The 18,868-nt window shown below is 70.3% G+C and carries 15 protein-coding genes and 1 tRNA gene; 7 read left to right on the top strand and 9 right to left on the bottom strand.

Annotation, left to right across the window (positions count from 1 at the left end; translation table 11 throughout):
* Positions 1–35 precede the first annotated feature (35 nt).
* The gene (locus VGR32_RS08700) at positions 36–1,337 is read right to left on the bottom strand and encodes a hypothetical protein (protein ID WP_327449829.1); all 1,302 of its coding nucleotides are present in this window, start codon (positions 1,335–1,337) and stop codon (positions 36–38) included.
* Entirely contained in the window at positions 1,334–2,365 is a 1,032-nt protein-coding gene (gene galE, locus VGR32_RS08695; RefSeq protein WP_327449828.1) for a UDP-glucose 4-epimerase GalE, read from the bottom strand. Before galE ends, VGR32_RS08700 begins: the two co-directional genes overlap by 4 nt.
* 154 nt (positions 2,366–2,519) lie before the next feature.
* On the opposite strand from galE, the gene VGR32_RS08690 reads away from it, so the two are divergent.
* Positions 2,520–3,470, top strand: a complete 951-nt coding sequence (locus VGR32_RS08690) for a class I SAM-dependent methyltransferase (protein WP_327449827.1) — start codon at positions 2,520–2,522, stop codon at positions 3,468–3,470.
* Between the two features lie 3 nt (positions 3,471–3,473).
* Here VGR32_RS08690 and VGR32_RS08685 read toward each other — a convergent pair whose 3' ends face one another.
* The gene (locus VGR32_RS08685; RefSeq protein WP_327449826.1) at positions 3,474–4,367 is read right to left on the bottom strand and encodes an isoaspartyl peptidase/L-asparaginase family protein; all 894 of its coding nucleotides are present in this window, start codon (positions 4,365–4,367) and stop codon (positions 3,474–3,476) included.
* The gene (locus VGR32_RS08680) at positions 4,364–5,278 is read right to left on the bottom strand and encodes an iron-containing redox enzyme family protein (RefSeq protein WP_327449825.1); all 915 of its coding nucleotides are present in this window, start codon (positions 5,276–5,278) and stop codon (positions 4,364–4,366) included. The genes VGR32_RS08685 and VGR32_RS08680 overlap by 4 nt, the downstream gene beginning before the upstream one ends.
* A gap of 177 nt (positions 5,279–5,455) precedes the next feature.
* Between VGR32_RS08680 and VGR32_RS08675 the strand changes: the two genes are divergently transcribed.
* Genes VGR32_RS08675 through VGR32_RS08665 form a run of 3 tightly spaced genes read left to right on the top strand, consistent with a single transcriptional unit; the run spans position 5,456 to position 9,175 of the window.
* Complete coding sequence (locus tag VGR32_RS08675; RefSeq protein ID WP_327449824.1) at positions 5,456–5,644, top strand: hypothetical protein; 189 nt, start codon at positions 5,456–5,458, stop codon at positions 5,642–5,644.
* Positions 5,644–8,379, top strand: coding sequence for a cyanophycin synthetase (gene cphA / locus VGR32_RS08670; protein ID WP_327449823.1), 2,736 nt, complete (start codon positions 5,644–5,646; stop codon positions 8,377–8,379). The genes VGR32_RS08675 and cphA overlap by 1 nt, the downstream gene beginning before the upstream one ends.
* Positions 8,372–9,175, top strand: coding sequence for a cyanophycinase (locus VGR32_RS08665; RefSeq protein ID WP_327449822.1), 804 nt, complete (start codon positions 8,372–8,374; stop codon positions 9,173–9,175). Before cphA ends, VGR32_RS08665 begins: the two co-directional genes overlap by 8 nt.
* Positions 9,176–9,452: 277 nt before the next feature.
* Here the strand turns inward: VGR32_RS08665 and VGR32_RS08660 are convergent, their stop codons facing one another.
* Together VGR32_RS08660 and VGR32_RS08655 are read right to left on the bottom strand one after the other, a co-directional pair.
* Positions 9,453–9,854 (bottom strand): YkgJ family cysteine cluster protein, encoded by a 402-nt coding sequence (locus tag VGR32_RS08660; RefSeq protein WP_327449821.1) that lies wholly within the window; start codon positions 9,852–9,854, stop codon positions 9,453–9,455.
* A 168-nt stretch (positions 9,855–10,022) separates the two neighbouring features.
* A complete protein-coding gene (locus VGR32_RS08655) occupies positions 10,023–12,332 on the bottom strand; it encodes a M1 family metallopeptidase (protein ID WP_327449820.1) in 2,310 nt (769 codons plus the stop codon).
* 305 nt (positions 12,333–12,637) lie between these two features.
* On the opposite strand from VGR32_RS08655, the gene VGR32_RS08650 reads away from it, so the two are divergent.
* Positions 12,638–14,845, top strand: a complete 2,208-nt coding sequence (locus VGR32_RS08650) for a TonB-dependent receptor domain-containing protein (RefSeq protein WP_327449819.1) — start codon at positions 12,638–12,640, stop codon at positions 14,843–14,845.
* A gap of 16 nt (positions 14,846–14,861) precedes the next feature.
* On the opposite strand, the gene VGR32_RS08645 is transcribed toward VGR32_RS08650, so the two are convergent.
* Positions 14,862–14,938, bottom strand: a tRNA-Lys gene (locus tag VGR32_RS08645).
* 91 nt (positions 14,939–15,029) lie between these two features.
* Complete coding sequence (locus VGR32_RS08640; protein WP_327449818.1) at positions 15,030–15,512, bottom strand: hypothetical protein; 483 nt, start codon at positions 15,510–15,512, stop codon at positions 15,030–15,032.
* Positions 15,513–15,613: 101 nt separating this feature from the next.
* On the opposite strand from VGR32_RS08640, the gene VGR32_RS08635 reads away from it, so the two are divergent.
* Positions 15,614–16,690, top strand: coding sequence for a CaiB/BaiF CoA-transferase family protein (locus VGR32_RS08635; RefSeq protein ID WP_327449817.1), 1,077 nt, complete (start codon positions 15,614–15,616; stop codon positions 16,688–16,690).
* Here the strand turns inward: VGR32_RS08635 and VGR32_RS08630 are convergent.
* Positions 16,687–18,420, bottom strand: coding sequence for an ATP-binding protein (locus VGR32_RS08630; protein WP_327449816.1), 1,734 nt, complete (start codon positions 18,418–18,420; stop codon positions 16,687–16,689). The two genes, VGR32_RS08635 and VGR32_RS08630, sit on opposite strands and share 4 nt — an antisense overlap.
* A 150-nt stretch (positions 18,421–18,570) precedes the next feature.
* On the opposite strand from VGR32_RS08630, the gene VGR32_RS08625 reads away from it, so the two are divergent.
* On the top strand, positions 18,571–18,822 hold the full coding sequence (locus VGR32_RS08625) for a hypothetical protein (RefSeq protein WP_327449815.1): 252 nt from the start codon (positions 18,571–18,573) through the stop codon (positions 18,820–18,822).
* Positions 18,823–18,868 lie beyond the last annotated feature (46 nt).

The following is an 18,868-nucleotide window of genomic DNA, read 5'->3' as shown; positions in this document are numbered from 1 at the left end:
TGCATGTTACTGTTTTTACGTCGTTTTCTGACTTTTCAATGTCGGGCGTCCGACATTTGGTCCGCGTCGGGCCATGCGCGGTGAACCAACCGGTCCGGCCGTTCCCACCAGGCGGCGGCAGCGTCCGCCGTCACGTCCCCCCGTGCCAGCCGCGCGACGCACCCGGCGAGGTCGGTCGCAAGGGGCCGCCCGAGCGAGACGTCGAAGGCGCCCGGTTCGTAGGCGCCCGCCCAGCGCGTCAGCAGGCTGTCCCAGTCATGACTGCCCAGCAGGGCCCAGACGGTGACCGCGCGCACGTCCACACCGCTTTCCCGCGCCGCGGTCGCCGCCTGCCAGCAGTCCGCAAGCCACCGCATCTGTTCGTCCACGGAACATCCGAGATGACATTCCGTCACGGCGATCGGCAGGCGATAGCGCCGCCCCAACCGGTCGAACGACCGGCGCCAGCCCGGGCCGTAGTCCGACATCACGCGCACGGCCTCGACGTCGGCGTAGGCGAGGCGGTCGTTTCCACCCCGCACCTGCTCCGGATAGCGGTCGACGCGGTGATCGAGAAACCGGTCGCTGGTGACATAGTGGTTGAGGCCCAGCACGTCCGGCGGACAGGGCGACTCGGCGATCGCGTCCAGACGTGCGCCGAAGCCCAGGCGCTCCAGCCGCAGCCACAAGGGGTGACCGGGGGTGACGCGGCCCGTCAGGAGATCCCACGTCATCAGCCGCCGGTCGTTCTCGAATCGCGCCTGGTCCGCGCACGGCTCCGTCGACCAGGTGCGGCCGAAGTCCTCGGTCTGGATCAGGCGCGCGCGCGGATTGACGGCACGGATCTCTCGCATGGCCAGCCTGACCCCATCGATCTGGTTCAGCAGGGCGGTCCAGAACGACGGCTCGTCGCGGGCATGCGGATACCAATGCCCGTACAGGGCCGAAAAACGCGCCGTGGTCAGGGGCTCGTTCACGGGAGTCCAGTCCTCGATCCACGGGTAGCGGGCGGCGGTTTCGGCCGCGTGCCTTGCGAGACCGGGCGCGAAACCCGGGTCCAGGAGGTTCGTCCACGCCGGTCCGGAGCCGTGGTGGATGAGGCCTGCGATCGGGCGCATGCCCAGCTGGCGGATGTGCGTCAGTCGTGCGTCGGCCCAAGCCCAGTCCCAGTGGCCGGGTTCGATCTCCGTCCGCTCCCAGAGGAGCGGGTAGCGCAACGCCTTGAGCCCGAGCTCGGCGAAGCGGTCCAGATCCTCGATGCGGTCGTGGTGCCCGGACAGGCGCGACTGGTCCAGCCAGCGGTCGCCGACCCGGACGACGGTGCATTCATGCCCGCCCCACAGCTCCGGCGCGTTCACGCCACCGCCTTCAGACCGCCCAGCAGGCGGCGTCCGAACGCCGGCGCCCGACGCCAGGCCACGGCGCTTCCGACGATGGTTTCCAGATCGCTGCAGGCCGCGGTCCAGCCGAGGGCGTCGCGGGCCCGACCCGGATCGGCCACCAGACTGGCGGGATCGCCCGCGCGACGCGCTCCGAAGGTGTGGGGGACGGCGCGACCGACCGCGCGGCCCACCGCCTCCACGATCTCCAGAACGGAGGCCCCCCTGCCCGTGCCCAGGTTCGCCGCCAGGAAACCTTGCGGGCCGCACTCCGCGCTCAGGGCCAGCACATGGGCACGGGCGAGATCGCACACGTGGACGTAGTCGCGCACGCAGGAGCCGTCCAGCGTCGGAAAATCCGTGCCGAAGACCGTCAGCGCCGGCCCCAGCCCGAGCGCGGCCTCGACGGCCAGCGGGATCAGGTGGCTTTCAGGCTCGTGAGCCTCGCCGATTTCGCCGTCGGGATCGGCCCCGCAGGCGTTGAAGTAGCGCAGCGCCACCGCCTTCAGGCCATAGGCGCGCGCCGAGGCCGCGATCAGCCGCTCGGCCGCCAGCTTGCTGTCGCCGTACGGATTGATCGGCAGCGTCGGCAACGTCTCCCGCAAGGGCGCCAGCGAGCCGACGTCGGGCTGTCCGTAGACCGCCGCGGTCGAGGAGAAGACCAGACGCTCGACCCCCGCAGCACGCATCGCGTCCAGGATCGTCGCCATGCCGCCCAGGTTCACGTCCCAGAACGCCGCCGGCTCCGTCATGGACCGCCCCACCTCGATCAAGCCGGCGAAGTTGATGACGGCGTCGATCCGGTGGGTGCGCATGCACCGTTCGAGCGCGGCACGGTCCCGGACGTCGCCGACCACCAGCGGGCCCCATCGCACCGCCTCCGCGTGACCGTTGCTCAGATCGTCGAAGACCACGGGCACGTGTCCGGCCGCCGCCAACGCCTTGGCCGTGTGCGATCCGATGTAGCCGGCCCCGCCGGTCACCAGCACCCGCCTGGATCCGCTCATGTTTGCACTCCTGTCGAACAGGATTGGCCAACCCCCTGAAACGACGCCCGTTCCTATGTCGTGCAGCCGACCCTAAAGGACATTCGGGAACCCATGACCCCCGTGTCGCCTTGAAGCGTGGCCTGGCGATCGAGGCGGAAGCGGCGGGAGCGCGATGTTCGACCGATTGCAGGACGACGCAGGGATCGACGTCGCGCTCGAGAACCTGCTCAAGGCACTCGGAGACGGCGGGTACCGCTTTGTCACTCCGACGCCGGCGACTCACCGGCTGGTGGCAGCGCGACGTTCCGAGGCGGCGCCCGGCGATCTGCGGGACGTCTTCGGCTGGCGACGCCCGTTCCGCGAGGCCGATCTGGACGCGAACCTTTGGCGGCTCCTGGCGCAGGCAGGGGCACTGGAGGCCGTCGACGAGGGGCGCGTCCGCTCACGGGTGCGCGTCAGCAGCCTGGACGATCGCCTCTACCTCCACTCGGCCAGCGGGTCCGGCCCCGACGAGGTGTTTCTCGGGCCCGACAGCTACCGGTTCGCGCGTCTGCTTCGCACGGCGGCGAAGGATGTCCCCCGGCGCGGGCGCTTCATGGACGTCGGAACGGGAGCCGGCGTCGGCGCCCTGACCCTGGCCGGCATGCATCCGGGCGCCGAGGTCGTCGCCGGCGACGTGAACCCGGGCGCGCTGCGGCTGGTGCGGATCAACGCCCGCGCGGCAGGCCTGCGGGTGCAGGCGGCGCTCGGCCCCGGTTTGACCGCCGTCCAGGGGGATTTCGACCTGATCGTCGCCAACCCGCCCTACATCGCCGGCTCCGGGGGCCGGACCTATCGGGACGGCGGCGACGATCTGGGCACCCGGCTGGCGCTGGAATGGATGCGCGAAGCCGTCGACCGGCTGCGCCCCGGGGGACGGATCGTGCTCTATACCGGCAGTCCGATCGTCGATGGGCGCGATTCCGTGCAGGATGCGATGGCCGAACTCGCCGGACGCATAGGCGGGACGCTGGCGTACGAGGAACTGGATCCGGACGTGTTCGGCGGCACGTTGAAGCGCGAGGCCTATGCGGAGGTCGAACGCATCGCCGCGATCGGCGCGGTGCTTCAGGCGCCGTCCTGAGCCTCAGCCCACCCGGCGCACGTCGTCTCCGACCGAGCCCACAAAGGCACCCGCGCCTTCCTGCGCCCATGCGCGCTTCATCCCGTCGGTGTTGAACCGGGCCACCGCAGGGCCCTCGCGCGACAGGGCGATGACCCCGCCGTCGCCGCCCAGTTCCAGCGCGCGGCGCAGCACGGCGTCGGTCGCCGTTTCCAGCCTTGCTCCCCCGTATCGGACGCGGGCGGCGAGATCGTGCGCGGCCGCCGCCCGAATGAACGCCTCGCCCACCCCGGTGCAGGAGACCGCGACCAGATCGTCCGCCCACGTGCCGGCCCCGATCAGTGGGGAGTCGCCCACCCGGCCCGGCGAGGCGCCGTAGGTTCCGCCGGTCGACGTGGCCGCCGCGAGCCGCCCTTTCCCGTCGCGCGCGACGGCGCCGACCGTGCCATGGCCCTCGTCGAGGTCGCCGTCGCGGAATCCTTCGGGCGTGGTCAGCCATGTTTCCAGATCGAGGATCGGCTCAAGGCCTTGCTGGCCCGCGAACAGCGTGGCGCCCTGTCCGACGAGGAGCACGTGCGAGGTCGCGTCCATGACCCGCCGGGCGGCCGTGACCGGGCTGGCGACGCCCTGAAGCGCCGCGACCGCCCCCGCGCGATGCGTCGCGCCGTCCATGATGGCGGCGTCCAGCTCGACGTCTCCCAGGCGGTTGGGTGCGGACCCGCGGCCGGCGACGAACAGGCCCGAAGCCTCCATCGCCGCGACCGCGCGTTCGACGACGTCCAGCGCCGGAGCGCCGTCCGACAACTGGTCGGAAGCGGCCCGCACGAGTTCGGCCAGACAGGCCTCGGCCCGCGCATAGGATCTCCCGGCGTGGACCCCCGCGCCGCCGTGCAGGGCGACCGCCCAGCCCGCGCTCACGCCGAGCGGGCTTCCATCTGCGGACCCCACAGATGGTCGCGATAGGCGTCGAAGCAGGCGGCGCCCGCCATCATGCGGATGACCGCGCCTTCGGCCAGACTGCGGATGGTTTCGGGATGGTCCTGCGCCAGGGGCGTCAGCACCTCGTCGTTCCACGTCCGCGAATGCTCGACGTCCAGCGTCGCATGCAGGGCGTAGTATTTGCGCTCGGGGCCGACGCCCAGCCGCTTCAGACCCGCCGCCACATGGCCGGCGCGCCAGGGCGCCGTGAGCTCCACGACGCCGAGCGCGCCCAGCGCGTGGTAGGCGTAGCGGCGGGTCGTGGAGAAGGCGACCAGCACGTTTCCGAGCGCCAGCGACGGCCACACCGTCCCCTCGATCGTGGGGGTCAGCCGCAGATGGTCTGCCAGCTTGCCCAGCATCGGTCCGTGCATGCCGCCCATGTTGCCGCGACCCATCTCGTCCCAGTAGTTGCGGGCCAGCTCCAGTTTGGGCCGGTCGGGCATCTTGACCTGCGCCATGGCGACCAGATCGTCGAACCCGGCCTCCCCCGCGACCTCCTGCTGCAGGAACCAGCGCATCTGTCCCAGGTCGGCCTCTTCGGCCAGCCACGGAAACAGCGGGTCGTTCTCGCCGGGGCCGGCGCCCTGCAGGGCCTCGAACCAGTCGACGAAGCGGGCCGGATCCTCCGGCAGATCGGCCAGCCAGGGCTGCGCTTCCGCGCGCAGGCGCTCGACCCAGGCGCCTTCGATCAAGATCATCTCGGCGTCTTCCTGCGCGTCCGTCGCCCAGTCGGCGTGCGGAACGGCCGGTTGCAGGCGCCGGTGATTCCAGCGCGACAGCCGCTGCTGGAAGGCCGAAGGATTGGCGCGTTCGGGACGCAGCGGCGTGGGCGTGTCGACGTTTCGCATGGCGGGTTCCGATCGGAAGGTCAGGCCGCGAATACGCATCCGGGATGAACTGGTTCCCACTCCGCAATCCGACATTATATCCGGCGAAATCAGATGCTTGCGGGCCTTACTGTGTCGCTTTCCGACATAGGAACCGGGGCCGCGGCCGTGAGTTCACCGGCCTCTGAGGAGGACTCGATGAACCACGCCGGATTCAAATGGAGCCTGCGGCCGGAAGGCGATCGCTGGCGCTGGGCCGCACTCGGTCGGGACGAGGGGATCGTGGTCGCCGAGGGGTTCGCGAAATCGCGCGCAGAAGGCGCCGCCTGTCTGGCGCGGTTCATGTCCCAGAGCGTGCTGGGCGATCAGGCGGTCTGGAGCCGGTGATGGACGCCAGGTCGGGTCTGCGCGTGCTGGAAAAGGCGGTCTATCGCGGACCCCACCTGTACAGCCACCGCCGCATGGTGCGCATTCAGCTGGACCTCGGCGAGCTCGAGGCGTGGCCTACGGATCGCCTGCCGGGCTTCGCCGAGGCGTTGACGGACCTTCTGCCGGGCCTCGGCCGTCACCATTGTTCGCTGGGGCGGCCGGGCGGCTTCGTGGAACGCCTGAAGGAAGGCACGTGGCTGGGCCATGTGATCGAGCACGTCGCCCTGGAGCTGCAGTCGATGGCGGGCGCCCGGGTCACGCGCGGCAAGACCCGCTCCGTGAAGGGGCGCCCGCGCGTCTACGACGTCATGTACGCCTATGAGGACGCGGACGCCGCGCTGCTGGCGGGCCGTCTGGCCATCGAGACGGTGCAGGCTCTTCTTCCCGCGGATCTGAGGGGCGTGGACGGCCTCGACCGCCTCGCGCCGGCTGCCGCCGGCGACGGGATCGGGGCCGCGGTCGAGGCGGTCCGCGTCGCCTTGCGCCGCGCCGCCTTCGGGCCGTCCACGGCGGCCCTGGTCGAGGCCGCGCGGCGTCGCGGCATCCCGGTGGAGCGACTGAACGCGCACAGCCTCATACAGCTGGGCTGGGGCGCGCGTCAGCGCCGTCTGCGCGCCACCGTGACCGACCGTACGGGACTGGTCGCGGCCGAAAGCGCGGGCGACAAGGCCGAGACCAAGGCCTTGCTGGCCGCCCTGGGCATCCCCGTCGCGCGCGGCGAGGTCGTGACGACGGCGGATCAGGCGGTCGCCGCCACGAAACGACTGCGGAAACCGTGGGTGCTCAAGCCGCTGGACGGCAATCACGGGCGTGGGGTCTCCACGGGCCTGGAGGCGGAAGCGGCCGTCCGTGTGGCCTTCGATCTGGCGGCCCCGCACGGCCGCAGGATCGTGGTCGAGGAGCATCTGCCTGGTCGCGACCACCGCGTTCTGGTGGTCGACGGAAAGGTCGTCGCGGTGGCCGAGCGCGTCCCGCCGCGAGTCACCGGCGACGGCGGGCGGACCGTCCGCGAGCTGGTCGAGGAGCTGAACCGCGACCCCCGGCGCGGCGTGGGACACGAGGCGGTCATGACCCGCGTCCGCCTGGACGCCGCGACCGCGGAAGTGCTCGCGCGGCAGGGCCTGGACCTCGATTCCGTCCCGTCGGCGGGCGTGGCCGTCTTCCTGCGCACCAACGGCAACCTGTCGTCCGGCGGCGTCGCGATCGACAGGACGGACGAGATCCATCCCGACAACGCGGCGATCGCGCGCCGCGCCGCGTTGGCCGTGGGGCTGGACGTGGCGGGCGTCGACCTGATGGCGCCCGACATCACGAAATCGATCCGCGAGACCGGCGGCGGCGTGGTGGAAGTCAACGCCGCACCCGGCCTGCGCATGCATCTGGCCCCGTCGGAGGGGCGGCCGCGGGACGTGGCCAAGCCGATCATCGACATGATGTATCCGCCCGGATCGCGCGCCCGCATTCCGGTGCTGGCGATCACCGGCACCAACGGCAAGTCGACCGTCGGCCGCATGGTGGCGCACATCTTCCGCGAGGAGGGAAAGGTCGTCGGCCTGACGAACACCAGCGGCGTCTACGTCGGCGACGAGCGGGTGGCGACGGGCGACTCCAGCGGCCCGAGGAGCGCACGTATGGTTCTGCGCGACCCCACGGTCGACGTCGCCGTGCTGGAGTGCGCCCGCGGCGGCATCCTGCGGGAGGGGCTGGCCTTCGACCGATGCGACGTGGGGGCCGTGTTGAACGTGGCGCCGGATCACCTGGGGCTGAAGGGCATCGACACGCTGGAGGACCTGGCGCGCGTGAAGTCGGTCGTCACGGAAAGCGTGTCGCGGCGTGGGGTGTCCGTGCTGAACGCGGACGATCCGCAGACCATTCGCATGGCCCGCCACGCCGGCGGTCGCGTGTGCTGGTTCTCCATGCGTGGCGGCCGCGACGCGCCCGGCTTCGTGCTGAAGCACGTGGCGGAGGGCGGGATGGCGGTGCTGCACGATCCGGCGGACGGCATGATCTCGCTGCACGACCGGGGCGAGCGTCACACCCTCTGCCCCGCGGACGCCATCCCCGCGACGTGGAACGGCCTGGCGGCCTTCAACGTCCAGAACGCCATGGCGGCCATCGCCATGGCCGTCGCCGCCGGTGCGGCGCCCGCCCGTGCGGCCGAGGCCCTGGCGAGTTTCACATCCGACTTCGCGCAGAATCCGGGCCGCATGAACATGCACGACGCGCACGGCTTTCGCGTCGTGCTGGACTACGCCCACAATCCGGAGGCGCTGCGGGCGCTGGGCGAGATGATCCGCCGCGCCACGCCCGCGGGCGCCCGCAGCATCGCCATGGTCAGCATCCCCGGCGACCGACGCGAGGAGGAGATCCGCGCCATGGGCGAGATCGGCGCCGAACATTTCGACGAACTGGTCTTCCGCGAGACCCCCGACAATCGGGGCCGCCCCGCCGGGGAGGTCATTCGTCTGATGAAGGCGGGCGCCGTTTCCGCGGGCGGCGACCCGTCGCGCATCCACTGCGTCAGGGAGGAGGACGACGCCGCGCGCCTGGCGCTGGATCTCGCGCGGCCCGGGGACGTCGTCGTGCTGATGCCGACGCGGGTGGAACAGGTGTGGCGGCTGGTGCTGGACCATCGTCCGAAGGGCGCGTTCCGCGACCCGCGCGAACCGCTGCTGGAGCCGGCGCATGGATGACCCTCGCGGAGCCCTGATCATCGTCGGGGGGCATGAGGACAAGGAGGGCGACTGCGTCATCCTGAAGGAGATCGCGAGCCGAGTGGCGGGAGGGAGGCTGGTGCTCGCCACCGTCGCTTCCGAGGAGCCGGAGGAGTATTTCGAGGCCTATTCCACAGCGTTCGCGCGCCTGGGCGTCACCGATCTGGTCCAGTTGTACGTCCGCGAGCGCTGCGACGGCGGCGATCAGGACGTGCTCTCGAAACTGGACGGCGCCGCCGGCGTGTTCTTCACGGGCGGCGACCAGCTGCGGATCTCCAGCCAGATCGGCGACACGCCGGTGGAACGGCGCATCCTTGATCTCCATCGTTCCGGGGCATTCATCGCCGGAACTTCGGCCGGCGCCTCGGTCATGAGCGAGACCATGCTGGTCAAGGGACCCAGCGCGGAGTCCTACCGCATCGGCGAACTGCACATGGCGCCCGGCCTGGGCCTGATGAAGGACGTCATCATCGACCAGCATTTCGCGGAACGCGGTCGCTACGGCAGGCTTCTCGGCGCGGTCGCCCACAATCCGCGACTGCTGGGCGTCGGCATCGACGAAAACACCGCGCTGGTTGTCGAGGGGGATGCCGGCACGGTCATCGGGGCCGGCGCCGTTTACGTCGTCGACGGCGAGGCGGCCTCGCATTCCAACATCGCCGAGGCCAGCGCCGAAGAGGCTCTGTCGATGTTCGACGTCCGCATGCATGTGCTCGCCAGAGGGGACCGGTTCGATTTCCGCCAGCGACGACCCGCCAGCGCTGCATCAGGCTGACCCCCCCGGGAGATCTTCCATGTCGGCCTGGTTCGGTTGATCGCCCGACCGCTCGCCGCCCGGCTTGACGCCGAAGCTGCTCCTGAACGGCTTCTGGACGGGAATCACGCCTCCCCCGCCCGCGTCTGCGGAGAGGTCATGACGAGCCTGATGGAGATGACGGGTTCGTCGGAGCTCCAAGGCTTGCCAGCCCCTCGCAGCCGCCTGCTTCGAGACGGCAGGCAGGTCGTGGCTGGAGACGTGTTCGCGTTAGTCTGACGGCGCCGCCGCCCGCTTATCACCGCCGCCTCAGCGCCGTGGTCGTGGCGTCGGGGTTGAGGCGCAGGCCGCGACGGCCGGCGAAGATCAGCACTTCCTGTCCTCTCACCGCCCAACGCTCCAGCGTCTCCCGATAGGGCGCGGCACGCCACGCCTGCGGTCGGGAAGGATCGCACTCCACGATCAGGCGGCCCGCGTCCGAGTGCATCAGGAAGCCGCAGACGGAGGGCTTCCAGCCTTCATTCAAGGCGTCGGTCAAAAGCCAGGTGCAGTTGAAGGCGCGGCAGGAGGCGGGCCGGGCGTCATAGGCGTCGCATCCCACCGTCCGGCGGAAGTGGCCGCACCATCTGCCCGCCGGCTTGGCGAGCTCGGTCACGCCCATCAGCTTGCAGCACAGGCCGCAGTCGCCGCAGTCCTTCACGGCCGCGCTTGCATCATTTGCGAGTCGCTCGCAGAGTGAGAACCGTTCGCAAGCGGAGGCGCCTCATGATATTGCTGCTCCCGGCCTCCGAGCTGATCGCGCGCCTGAGGGCGGAGCGCGAGAAGCGGGCGACGCGGCCCAAGCCGACGCCGCCCGCCCGTCACTGACCTACTCCGCCGCGGCCGCCGCACGCGGCCAGGCGTTGTTGGCGACGTCGGCGTCGGCGGTCTGCTGCATCGGATCGACCATGACAGAGGTCACCGTTTTCGTCGTCGCGTGCTGCCACGTGACCGTGCGGTTGTTGGTCCGCCAGATCTCGGCCGGAATCTTCACCGTCTCGGTCGTGCCGTCCGAGTAGGTGAACTGGACGATGATCGGCATGACCACGCCGCCGACGTTCGAGAAGGTCAGGCGATACAGCTTGCCGTCATAGGCGCGGGCGCGGGCGATCAGGTCGTCGAACTGGCCGTTCTTGGACGCGGCCCAGACGCGGCGTTGCTCGTCCGTGACCGGGAACTCCGCCGAGCCCTGATCCGACGGGGCGTCAAGGGCGGGGATGCGCTCGACCAGCGGCACGCGGCCCTCGGCGCGATCCGCAAGCACGGTGACCGACGGCGGCTCGGGCGCCGGCGGCGCGGCCGGCCCCTGCTGCTGCTGACCGCCGCCCGCGTTCGGCTGGGCCATGGTGGCGACGACGACGTCGTCGAGCGAAATGTCGACGTGATCCGTCGAATAGAACCAGCCGCGCCAGAACCAGTCGAGGTCCATGCCCGACACCTCTTCCATGGTGCGGAAGAAGTCGTAGGGCGTGGCGCGCTTGAACTTCCAGCGACGGCCGTACTCGGCGAAGGCGCGGTCGAACAGCTCGCGGCCCATGACCGTCTCACGCAGCACGGTCAGGGCTACGCCCGGCTTCACATAGCCCTCATAGCCGTAGTTGGTCAGGCTCTGGGCGTTGGTCATCAGCGGCTGCTGGTTCTCGGACAGCATGTGCCGGATGATGCCGCCGCGAGGCTCCCCGGAGGCGTCGAAGTCGGCGTCCCACAGCTTGGAAGCCTGGAACTCAACGAAGGTGTTGATGCCCTCGTCCATCCAGACCCACTGTCGCTCGTCGGAGTTGACCACCATCGGGAACCAGATGTGGCCGATCTCGTGGATGATGACGCCGGCCAGCGCATACTTCACGTCGTCGACGCGCTGGGGCGTGCCGTCGGCGGCGCGAATCGGACGCGCGCCGTTGAAGGTGATCATCGGATATTCCATCCCGCCGACCGGCCCGTTGACCGATTGGGCCGTGGGATAGGGATAGGGGAAGGTCGCCTCGCCATACACTTCGAGCGCATGCGCCACGGCGCGGGTCGAAACCTGATCCCACAGCGGGCGCGCCTCCCCCGGATAGAAGGACATGGCCATGACGACCGGCATGTCGGGATCGCCGTTGGGCACGCCCATGGCGTCCCACACGAACTTGCGCGAGCTGGCCCAGGCGAAGTCGCGCACGTTCTCGGCGCGGAAGGTCCAGGTGCGCGTGCCGTCGACCGAGCCCAGCTCGGCGGCCGCGGCCTCGGCCGGGTTGACGATGTAGACGGGGTCGGCGGCCGTACGGGCCGCGGCCATGCGGCGGCGCTGTTCGGCGGTCAGGACGTTGTCGTTGCGCAGCACGCCCGAGGCGGCCACCACGTGATCCGCCGGCACGGTGATGGAGACGTCGTAGTCGCCGAACTCGAGCGGGAACTCCGACCCGAGATAGGGCAGCTGGTGCCAGCCCTCATAGTCGGAGAAGGCCGCCAGACGCGGGAACCACTGGGCCAGCTGGAAGATGCAGTCCGACTGGCCGTCGGAGGCGCGGAAGCATTCATAGCCCGAGCGGCCGCCGGTCAGGTCGCCGTCGCCGATGGCGAGGGTGTAGCCCATGTTGAACGTGACGCTCTGGCCCGGCTTGAGCGGCGCCGGCAGGTCGATCCGCATCAGGGCGTCGTTGACGAGGAAGGGCAGCGGCCGGCCCCGCGCGTCGGTGACCGCCAGGTTGCTGAAGCCGCCTTCCCAGTCCTGGGCGGCCAGAACCTGGACGACGTCGAACATGCCGAACGTGCCCTCGTCGTTCGACGTGGAGGTGACCCGGTCCATCGAGTTCCGCTTGAAGCCGTTCTGGTCCAGCAGCAGCCAGAGGTAGGTCAGCTCGTGCGGCGAGTTGTTGTGGTAGGTCACGCGCTGGCTGCCGGTCAGGCTGCGGCCGGCCTCGTCCAGACGCACGTCGATGACGTAGTCGACCTTCTGCTGCCAGTAGGCCGGCCCCGGCTGGCCGGTGGCGGCGCGATAGACGTTCGGCGTCGGCCAGTCCTCGCCCTCGAACTGACGGAAGGCGTCCTCGTATTCGCCCTTCGACTGGTCGGCGGCGCCGACGCTGACCTGGGCCTGGGCGGCCGAGGCGAGAAGCGCCAGGCCGGACGCGGCCACCATCAACAGTTTCAGCCGCATCGTCGTGCTCCGTTCGGGAAAATCGTCGAAATCGCGGCGGACCTTAGCGGCCGGCGGAAGGGGCGCAAGGCGATTTCAGCGAACGCTCACCTCCTGATCATGGCGTTCCTCGCCAGGGCCTGCAGACCCGCCTTCCGTCAGCAGGAGAGATCGCAATGTCCGCACGAGCCGTCGCCAATCATGGTCGAAATACGGCCAAGCTGTTGGAGGATTGCCGAAATTTAAGCGGCGAAGCGCGCCCGCGCGCCGTATGTCCGCCCACGACAAGATCATCATCGAACGCGTCTCTCTCAAAGGCCGAACCCATGTCTTCCCGCAAGCTTCTGGCGTCCACCGCGCTCGTGCTGATGCTCGCCCTGCCCGCGGGCGCCGCTTTCGCGCAGGACCGCCCGCAGAATCCGCGCAGCGAGGAAGAGGCCGAGCGCGCCGAGCAGGACACCGAGGTCGAGGAAGTCGTGGTGCAGGGCGTGCGGCCCGACATCCTGACCCAGGCCGACCGCATGAGCTACAACGTCGGAAATGATCTGCAGGCCCAGTCGGGCTCCGTCGCCGACGTGCTGCGCAACGTGCCGGGCGTCGAGGTGGATCTGCAAGGCAACGTCAGCCTGCGCGGCGACGGGAACGTGACCATCCTGATCGACGGGCGGCCGTCCGCGATGTTCAGCGGCGGAAGCCGGGCCGACGCGCTGCAGGCCATGTCGGGCGGCACGCTGGAACGCGTCGAGGTGATCACCAATCCGTCCGCGGCCTTCAGCCCGGAGGGCTCGGGCGGCGTCATCAACCTGGTGACAAAGAAGACGACCCAGGCCACGCAGTCCGGGACCCTGCGCCTCGGTTACGGCGGCGACGACCGCTACAATGTCTCGGTCAGCGGCAGCCGCCGCGACGGCGCCCTGACCCTGGCCGGCGACGTGGGCTACCGGGTTCAGGCGAACGAGCAGGAATCCAGCCGCACCCGCTTCCGCCCCGGTCCGACGCCGGCGGACGAGCGCGTGGAGGTGAACGAGGGCCTGAACGAAGGCCGGTTCGAGGCCATGAACGCCCGCGTCAGCGCGGACTACGACCTGAACGACCGCGACCGCGTCAGCGGCGAACTGGGGTGGCGCGACTTCAGCGTCAACGGCGAAGGCGTGGACACCTTCACCCGCCGCTCCGGCACGGGCGTGCTGCTGGACGCCTATTCGCGCGACGGCACGGCCGAGTTCGGCAACGAGGGCGTGAACGCCCGCACCTCGTTCCGCCGCAAATACGGTGAGCAGCACGAGCTGGTCGTCGATCTCGAGTACGGCTCGAACGACAACGAGCGCCTGACCGAGGCCTTCACGGACGTGACGGCCGGCGGCGGGTCGGATTCGGCGGAGAGGATCGGCGGCAGCACCACGTCGGACGAGTGGGGCGCCAAGGTCGACTACACCCGACCCATGGGCGAACGCCGCATCCTGAAGGTCGGCTATGAGCTGGACGTCGAGGAGAACGAGTTCGACAACTTCGGATTCCGCGGCCCGACCTTCGCCAGCCTGGCGCCGGTCGCCGGCCTGAACAGCCTGTTCCGCTACGACGAGACCATTCACGCCGCTTACGGCACCTATGACCGCCCGTTCGGCGACTGGGACGTGCAGGTCGGCCTGCGCCTGGAGCAGGTCGAGTTCGAACTGGATCAGGTCACGCAGAACGTGCAGGTCGAGCGCGACTATTTCCGCGCCTATCCGACCCTGAACTTCGGCTATCAGCTGACCGAGAGCCAGCGCCTGCGTGGCGGATACAGCCGCCGGATCGCGCGCCCGTCTCCGCAGGACCTGAACCCGTTCACGGTCTACATCGACCCGCAGAACCTGCGTCGCGGCAATCCGGATCTGGAGCCGGAGATCACCGACAGCTTCGAGCTGGGCTGGCAGATGCGCGCGGGCCGCACCTTCTACTCGGCCACCGCCTTCTATCGCGACAGCTCCGGCGGCGTGACCGACGTGGTGCAGGATCTCGGCAACGGGGTGGTGCTGACCACCCGCGAGAACCTGGGCGAGGCGCAGCGCATGGGCGTGGAGTTCATCGCCAACGGCCAGCTGCCCCATGGCCTGAGCTACAACGTGTCGGGCACGGTGTTCCGCAACGACATCTTCGTGCCGGGCGTGGCCGGCGCCGACCGCAGCGGCACGAGCTCCAGCGTGCGCGCCTCGATCAACTGGCAGCCCACGCCGGACGACTTCTTCCAGGTCAACGGCTTCTACAACGGAGAGCAGCTGCAGGCGCAGGGCTATCGCGAGGCGTTCGGCATCCTGAACCTGGGCTATCGCCGCAAGTTGACGGACGATCTGAGCCTGACGCTGACCGGCGTGAACGTGCTGGACAGCGCCGAACAGAAGATCGTCGTCGACACGCCGGCGTTCAGCGACCGCGTGACCGTGCGCTTCCAGGAGCCGGCCTTCTTCGTCGGTCTGACGTGGAACTTCGGCGGCGGCCCGCGTCGTCAGGAGCCCGCGTTCGACTTCAACACCGGATCGGGAGGCCCGGGCTGATCCGGGCGGGAGCGAGTGGTACGTCCTCTCGGGCTCGAACCGAGGACCCTCTGATTAAAAGTCAGATGCTCTAACCAACTGAGCTAAGGACGCACGCACATCGCATCGAACGGCCGGGGTTCGCCCCGGTTCGCCGTGCGGCGCGTTCTTTGAGTCATTCGCCGCGCCGGGTCAAGGGCGAGGCTCACTGCGAGGCGGCGGCCCAGGCGAGGGCGAGTTCGACCGCCGTCCCCGCGTCGCCGCACGCGGCGCCCGGCGAGCCGGAGTCCAGCGCCGCCGCGCAGGCCGAGACGATGCGGATATCGTGCAGGTTCATGTCGTAACGCGGGACGTAAATCAGGTTCACCCGCGACGGCTGTCCGTTGAACGCCGGCGTGTACTGGCTGATCGGCATGGTCCCGCGCTGCGCCATGGCCCGCGCGCGCCACAGGTCGGCGCCGGCGGGGTCAGCGGCCACTCCGTGAAGCCCGTACTGGAGCACGACCGCCCAGGCGTGCTGGGCCCGCGCGTCGCCGGCCTCGGCACGCGCGCGCAACCCGCCGACGTCGTCGCCCGTCGCGACGCGCAACGTTTCCAGCGCCGCCTCGGTCTGGGCGTCCCTGAGCGGGGCGCAGCCCGAAACGGCGAGAGCGGCGCCGACGGCGGCCGCGACGATGATCCTGCGCATGCGTCCTGTTCCCTGAAGCCCTGATCCGAAGCTGGCACGCCGGATGGGTCGGCGTCCACGGAGGCCTTCCGTCCCGACGCGGCCTCGCCTACCCCTTGGACATGGGACCGCTTTCCGACCTGCGCATCATCGAATTCGACGGCCTGGGACCGGTGACGTTCGCCGGCATGCTGCTGGCCGACATGGGCGCGCAGGTGATCCGCCTGACGCGCGCCGCGACGGCGGGAGCCGCGGTGTTCGAGGAGGTGGGCGGCGCGGTCCTGCACCGGGGCCGGGCGGCGGTGGCCGTCGACCTGAAGTCGCCGCATGATCGCGACCGCGTGCTGGACCTGCTGGCGGGCGCCGACGCGCTGATCGAAGGCTTCCGCCCGGCCGTGATGGAGCGGCTGGGGCTCGGGCCGGTCGAGGTGGCCGCGAGGGCGCCTGCGCTGGTTTATGGGCGTGTGACGGGCTGGGGCCAGTGGGGCCCGATGGCCGATCAGGTCGGCCATGACATCAACTATCTTGCGCTGTCCGGCGTCCTGCATGCGCTGGGTGAGCCCGACCGCCCTCCCCGCCCGCCGCTGAACCTGATCGGAGACTATGCCGCCGGGGCGCAGGGACTGGTCATCGGTCTGCTGGCGGGCGTGCTGGAGGCGCGCAGGACCGGCGTCGGGCGGGTCGTCGATTCCGCCATGACGGACGGGGCCGCGCAGCTGGCGGGGCTGTTCGCCGGGCTGACGGCGCGCGGGCTGTGGAGCGAGACGCGGGGCGCCAATCTGCTGGACGGAGGCGCGCCGTTTTATCGCTGCTACGCCTGCCGCGACGGCCGGTTTGTGGCGGTCGGGGCGCTGGAGCCGCGATTCTATGCGGCGCTGCTCGCCGGCCTGGGCATCCCGGCCGAAGAAGCTCCGCAGCACGATCCCGCCGGCTGGCCCCGACTCCACGACCGGTTCGCGGCCGTGTTCGCCAGCGCAGACCGGGACGACTGGGCGACGCGCTTCGCCGGGACGGAGGCCTGCGTCACCCCGGTTCTGACGCCGACGGAGGCGCGCATCCATCCCCACAACGTCGCCCGGGAAACGTTCGACGACCGCGGGTTCCCGGCGCCCGCGCCGGTGTTCGACGGTCGGCGCGCCGGACCGCGACCTGCGGACACCCTCAGTCTGGAAGACGCCGCGGCGGCCTGGCGAGGCTAGGCGGCGACGCGGGCGTCCGCGCTTTCGCGACAGGCCTCGGCCAGTGCGGCGATCAGCAGCGCCGGCTCGATCGGCTTGGTCAGATACCGCTCCACGCCGGCGTCGGCCCAGGCGGCGCGGTGAACGTCGAGCGCGTTGGCGGTCAGGGCGATGACCGGGGTGCGCGCATTGGCGCCGCCCAAGCGGATCGCGCGGGTCGCCTGCAGTCCGTCCATCACCGGCATCTGCATGTCCATCAGGATGGCGTCGAAGCGTTCCACCGCCGCGGCGTCGACCGCCTCGGCCCCGTTCTCGACGCTGACAAGCCGGCAGCCGTGCGGTTCCAGCAGAAGGGCGAGGATGCGCCGGTTCACCTCATGGTCGTCGGCGGCGAGGATCACGCGCCCTTTCAGAACGGGTCCCTCGTCGACGCGGGCGTCCTGCGTCACGGCGGGCCTGCCGACCGCAGCCACCGGGAGGATCAGGGTGAAGGTCGAGCCCACGCCCTCCTCGCTGTCGACCTCCAGCAAACCGCCCATCAACTCCGCCAGCCGGCGGCAGATGGCGAGGCCCAGCCCGGTTCCGCCATAGCGCCGGGTGGTGCCGGCCTCGACCTGCTCGAAGCTGTTGAAGACGCCGGCCAGCTTCGCCTTGGGAATGCCGATGCCCGTGTCCTCGACCGCCACGCTGAGCGTCGAGGCCGGCCCGGCCCATGCGACGCGCACGTGGATTTCCCCGTCCCGGGTGAACTTCACGGCGTTGGACAGCAGGTTGAACAGGATCTGCTGGAAGCGAAGCGGATCGGTCCGGACGCATTCCGGCACGTCGTCAGCGACCGTGACGCGCAGACGGACGCCCTCCGCCTGCGCCCGGGCCGACCAGATGCGGGAGACGGCGGAGATGCGCTCGCGGACGTCCATCTCGGCGTCCTCAAGCTCCATCTTGCCGGCCTCGATCTTCGAGAAGTCGAGCACGTCGTTGAGCAGCCCCATCAGCACGTCGCCGGCGTCGGCCAGCATGTCGACGTGTTCGCGCTGGCGCGCGTCCAGTCGCGTGCGCCGCAGCAGCGTCGCCGCGGAAAGGACGGCATTCATGGGCGTGCGGATCTCGTGGCTGATGGTGGCCAGAAAGTCCGACTTGGCGGCGCTGGCCACCTGGGCCCGGCCGCGTTCCGCCTGGGCGACGGCGTTCGCTTCCCGCAGTGAGCGCGTCGTGGCCGAGGTCTGGCGGACCGCCGCGACCAGGTGAGCGACGTAGAGCAGGCAGGCGATGCCGACGAGAAGCACCGTCCAGTTGCGCTCAAGGATCGCGCTGACCAGCGGCAGGCCGAGGAAATACAGGCCGTGCGGCACGACCGCGGCGATCAGCAGCGACCTCTTGTGGTGCATGTGCAGGCTGACGTGCAGCAGGGCGCCGGCGATCTGGACCATGGCGAACTGCTGGCCCAGCGTCCCGCCCTCGAACCAGAGATAGGCCGCGATCGCCGAGTACACCGTGGTGGTCAGCGCGGCGGACGCCAGACAGGCCGCCTTGTGCGCGCCCTCCGGTTCCGCCGCCCCCTCGCGCGCCAGCGGACGGAACACGGCCCAGTCGATCGCCTGGGTCAGGGCCACGGCGCCGAACCACCAAAGCGGCCACGTCGACTGCTCGATGGCCCATGCCGTGCCGCCGATGAAGGCCGCCAGGGCAATGCGCGTCGGCAGCTCCCGGCGCCGGACGCGGGCCACGAAGGCGAAACCAGAACCGGACATGCACGCCCTCCCTCAGCGTCAACTTTCGCTCGGAAAGTGCAAAGGAAGGGTTGCCCGGAGACGGCGTGACGCGTCCGGGGAACCTCGCTATGGAACGGTCAAGCCTGCCGGGCGTTGGCCCGTCTGAATCCATGCCTGGGGGAGCCGACCATGAAACGAATTCTGACCCTTGCGGCCATGGGCGCCGCGCTGGCCGTCGCCGCCTGCGACCGTCCGGAGCCGACCGACGAAGGTCTGGAGCCCAGCCCTCCGATCGAGGTCGCGCCGCCCCCGGCCGAGACGCCGCCGCCCGCCGAGACCGCGCCGACACCGACGCCGCCGACAGACACCACCGCCCTGCCCGACGACAAGCGCACGTCCGAAGAGACGGTGCAGCCGGAAAGCGAAACCCTCTTCTACTGACGACCCCGCGGCGCTCAGGCGCCCCGCTGGAACAGGCGCGCGTTTG

Source organism: Brevundimonas sp. (assembly GCF_035935935.1).
Classification (GTDB): domain Bacteria; phylum Pseudomonadota; class Alphaproteobacteria; order Caulobacterales; family Caulobacteraceae; genus Brevundimonas.
The sequence above is the reverse complement of the archived record's forward strand: the minus strand, read 5'-3'. Positions and strand labels throughout refer to the sequence as shown.

Coding starts and splice junctions, on each gene's coding strand:
- galE (WP_327449828.1), bottom strand. CDS start 2,365: ATGAGCGGATCCAGGCGGGTGCTGGTGACCGGCGGGGCCGGCTACATC.
- VGR32_RS08690 (WP_327449827.1), top strand. CDS start 2,520: ATGTTCGACCGATTGCAGGACGACGCAGGGATCGACGTCGCGCTCGAG.
- VGR32_RS08680 (WP_327449825.1), bottom strand. CDS start 5,278: ATGCGAAACGTCGACACGCCCACGCCGCTGCGTCCCGAACGCGCCAAT.
- VGR32_RS08675 (WP_327449824.1), top strand. CDS start 5,456: ATGAACCACGCCGGATTCAAATGGAGCCTGCGGCCGGAAGGCGATCGC.
- cphA (WP_327449823.1), top strand. CDS start 5,644: ATGGACGCCAGGTCGGGTCTGCGCGTGCTGGAAAAGGCGGTCTATCGC.
- VGR32_RS08665 (WP_327449822.1), top strand. CDS start 8,372: ATGGATGACCCTCGCGGAGCCCTGATCATCGTCGGGGGGCATGAGGAC.
- VGR32_RS08655 (WP_327449820.1), bottom strand. CDS start 12,332: ATGCGGCTGAAACTGTTGATGGTGGCCGCGTCCGGCCTGGCGCTTCTC.
- VGR32_RS08650 (WP_327449819.1), top strand. CDS start 12,638: ATGTCTTCCCGCAAGCTTCTGGCGTCCACCGCGCTCGTGCTGATGCTC.
- VGR32_RS08640 (WP_327449818.1), bottom strand. CDS start 15,512: ATGCGCAGGATCATCGTCGCGGCCGCCGTCGGCGCCGCTCTCGCCGTT.
- VGR32_RS08635 (WP_327449817.1), top strand. CDS start 15,614: ATGGGACCGCTTTCCGACCTGCGCATCATCGAATTCGACGGCCTGGGA.
- VGR32_RS08630 (WP_327449816.1), bottom strand. CDS start 18,420: ATGTCCGGTTCTGGTTTCGCCTTCGTGGCCCGCGTCCGGCGCCGGGAG.
- VGR32_RS08625 (WP_327449815.1), top strand. CDS start 18,571: ATGAAACGAATTCTGACCCTTGCGGCCATGGGCGCCGCGCTGGCCGTC.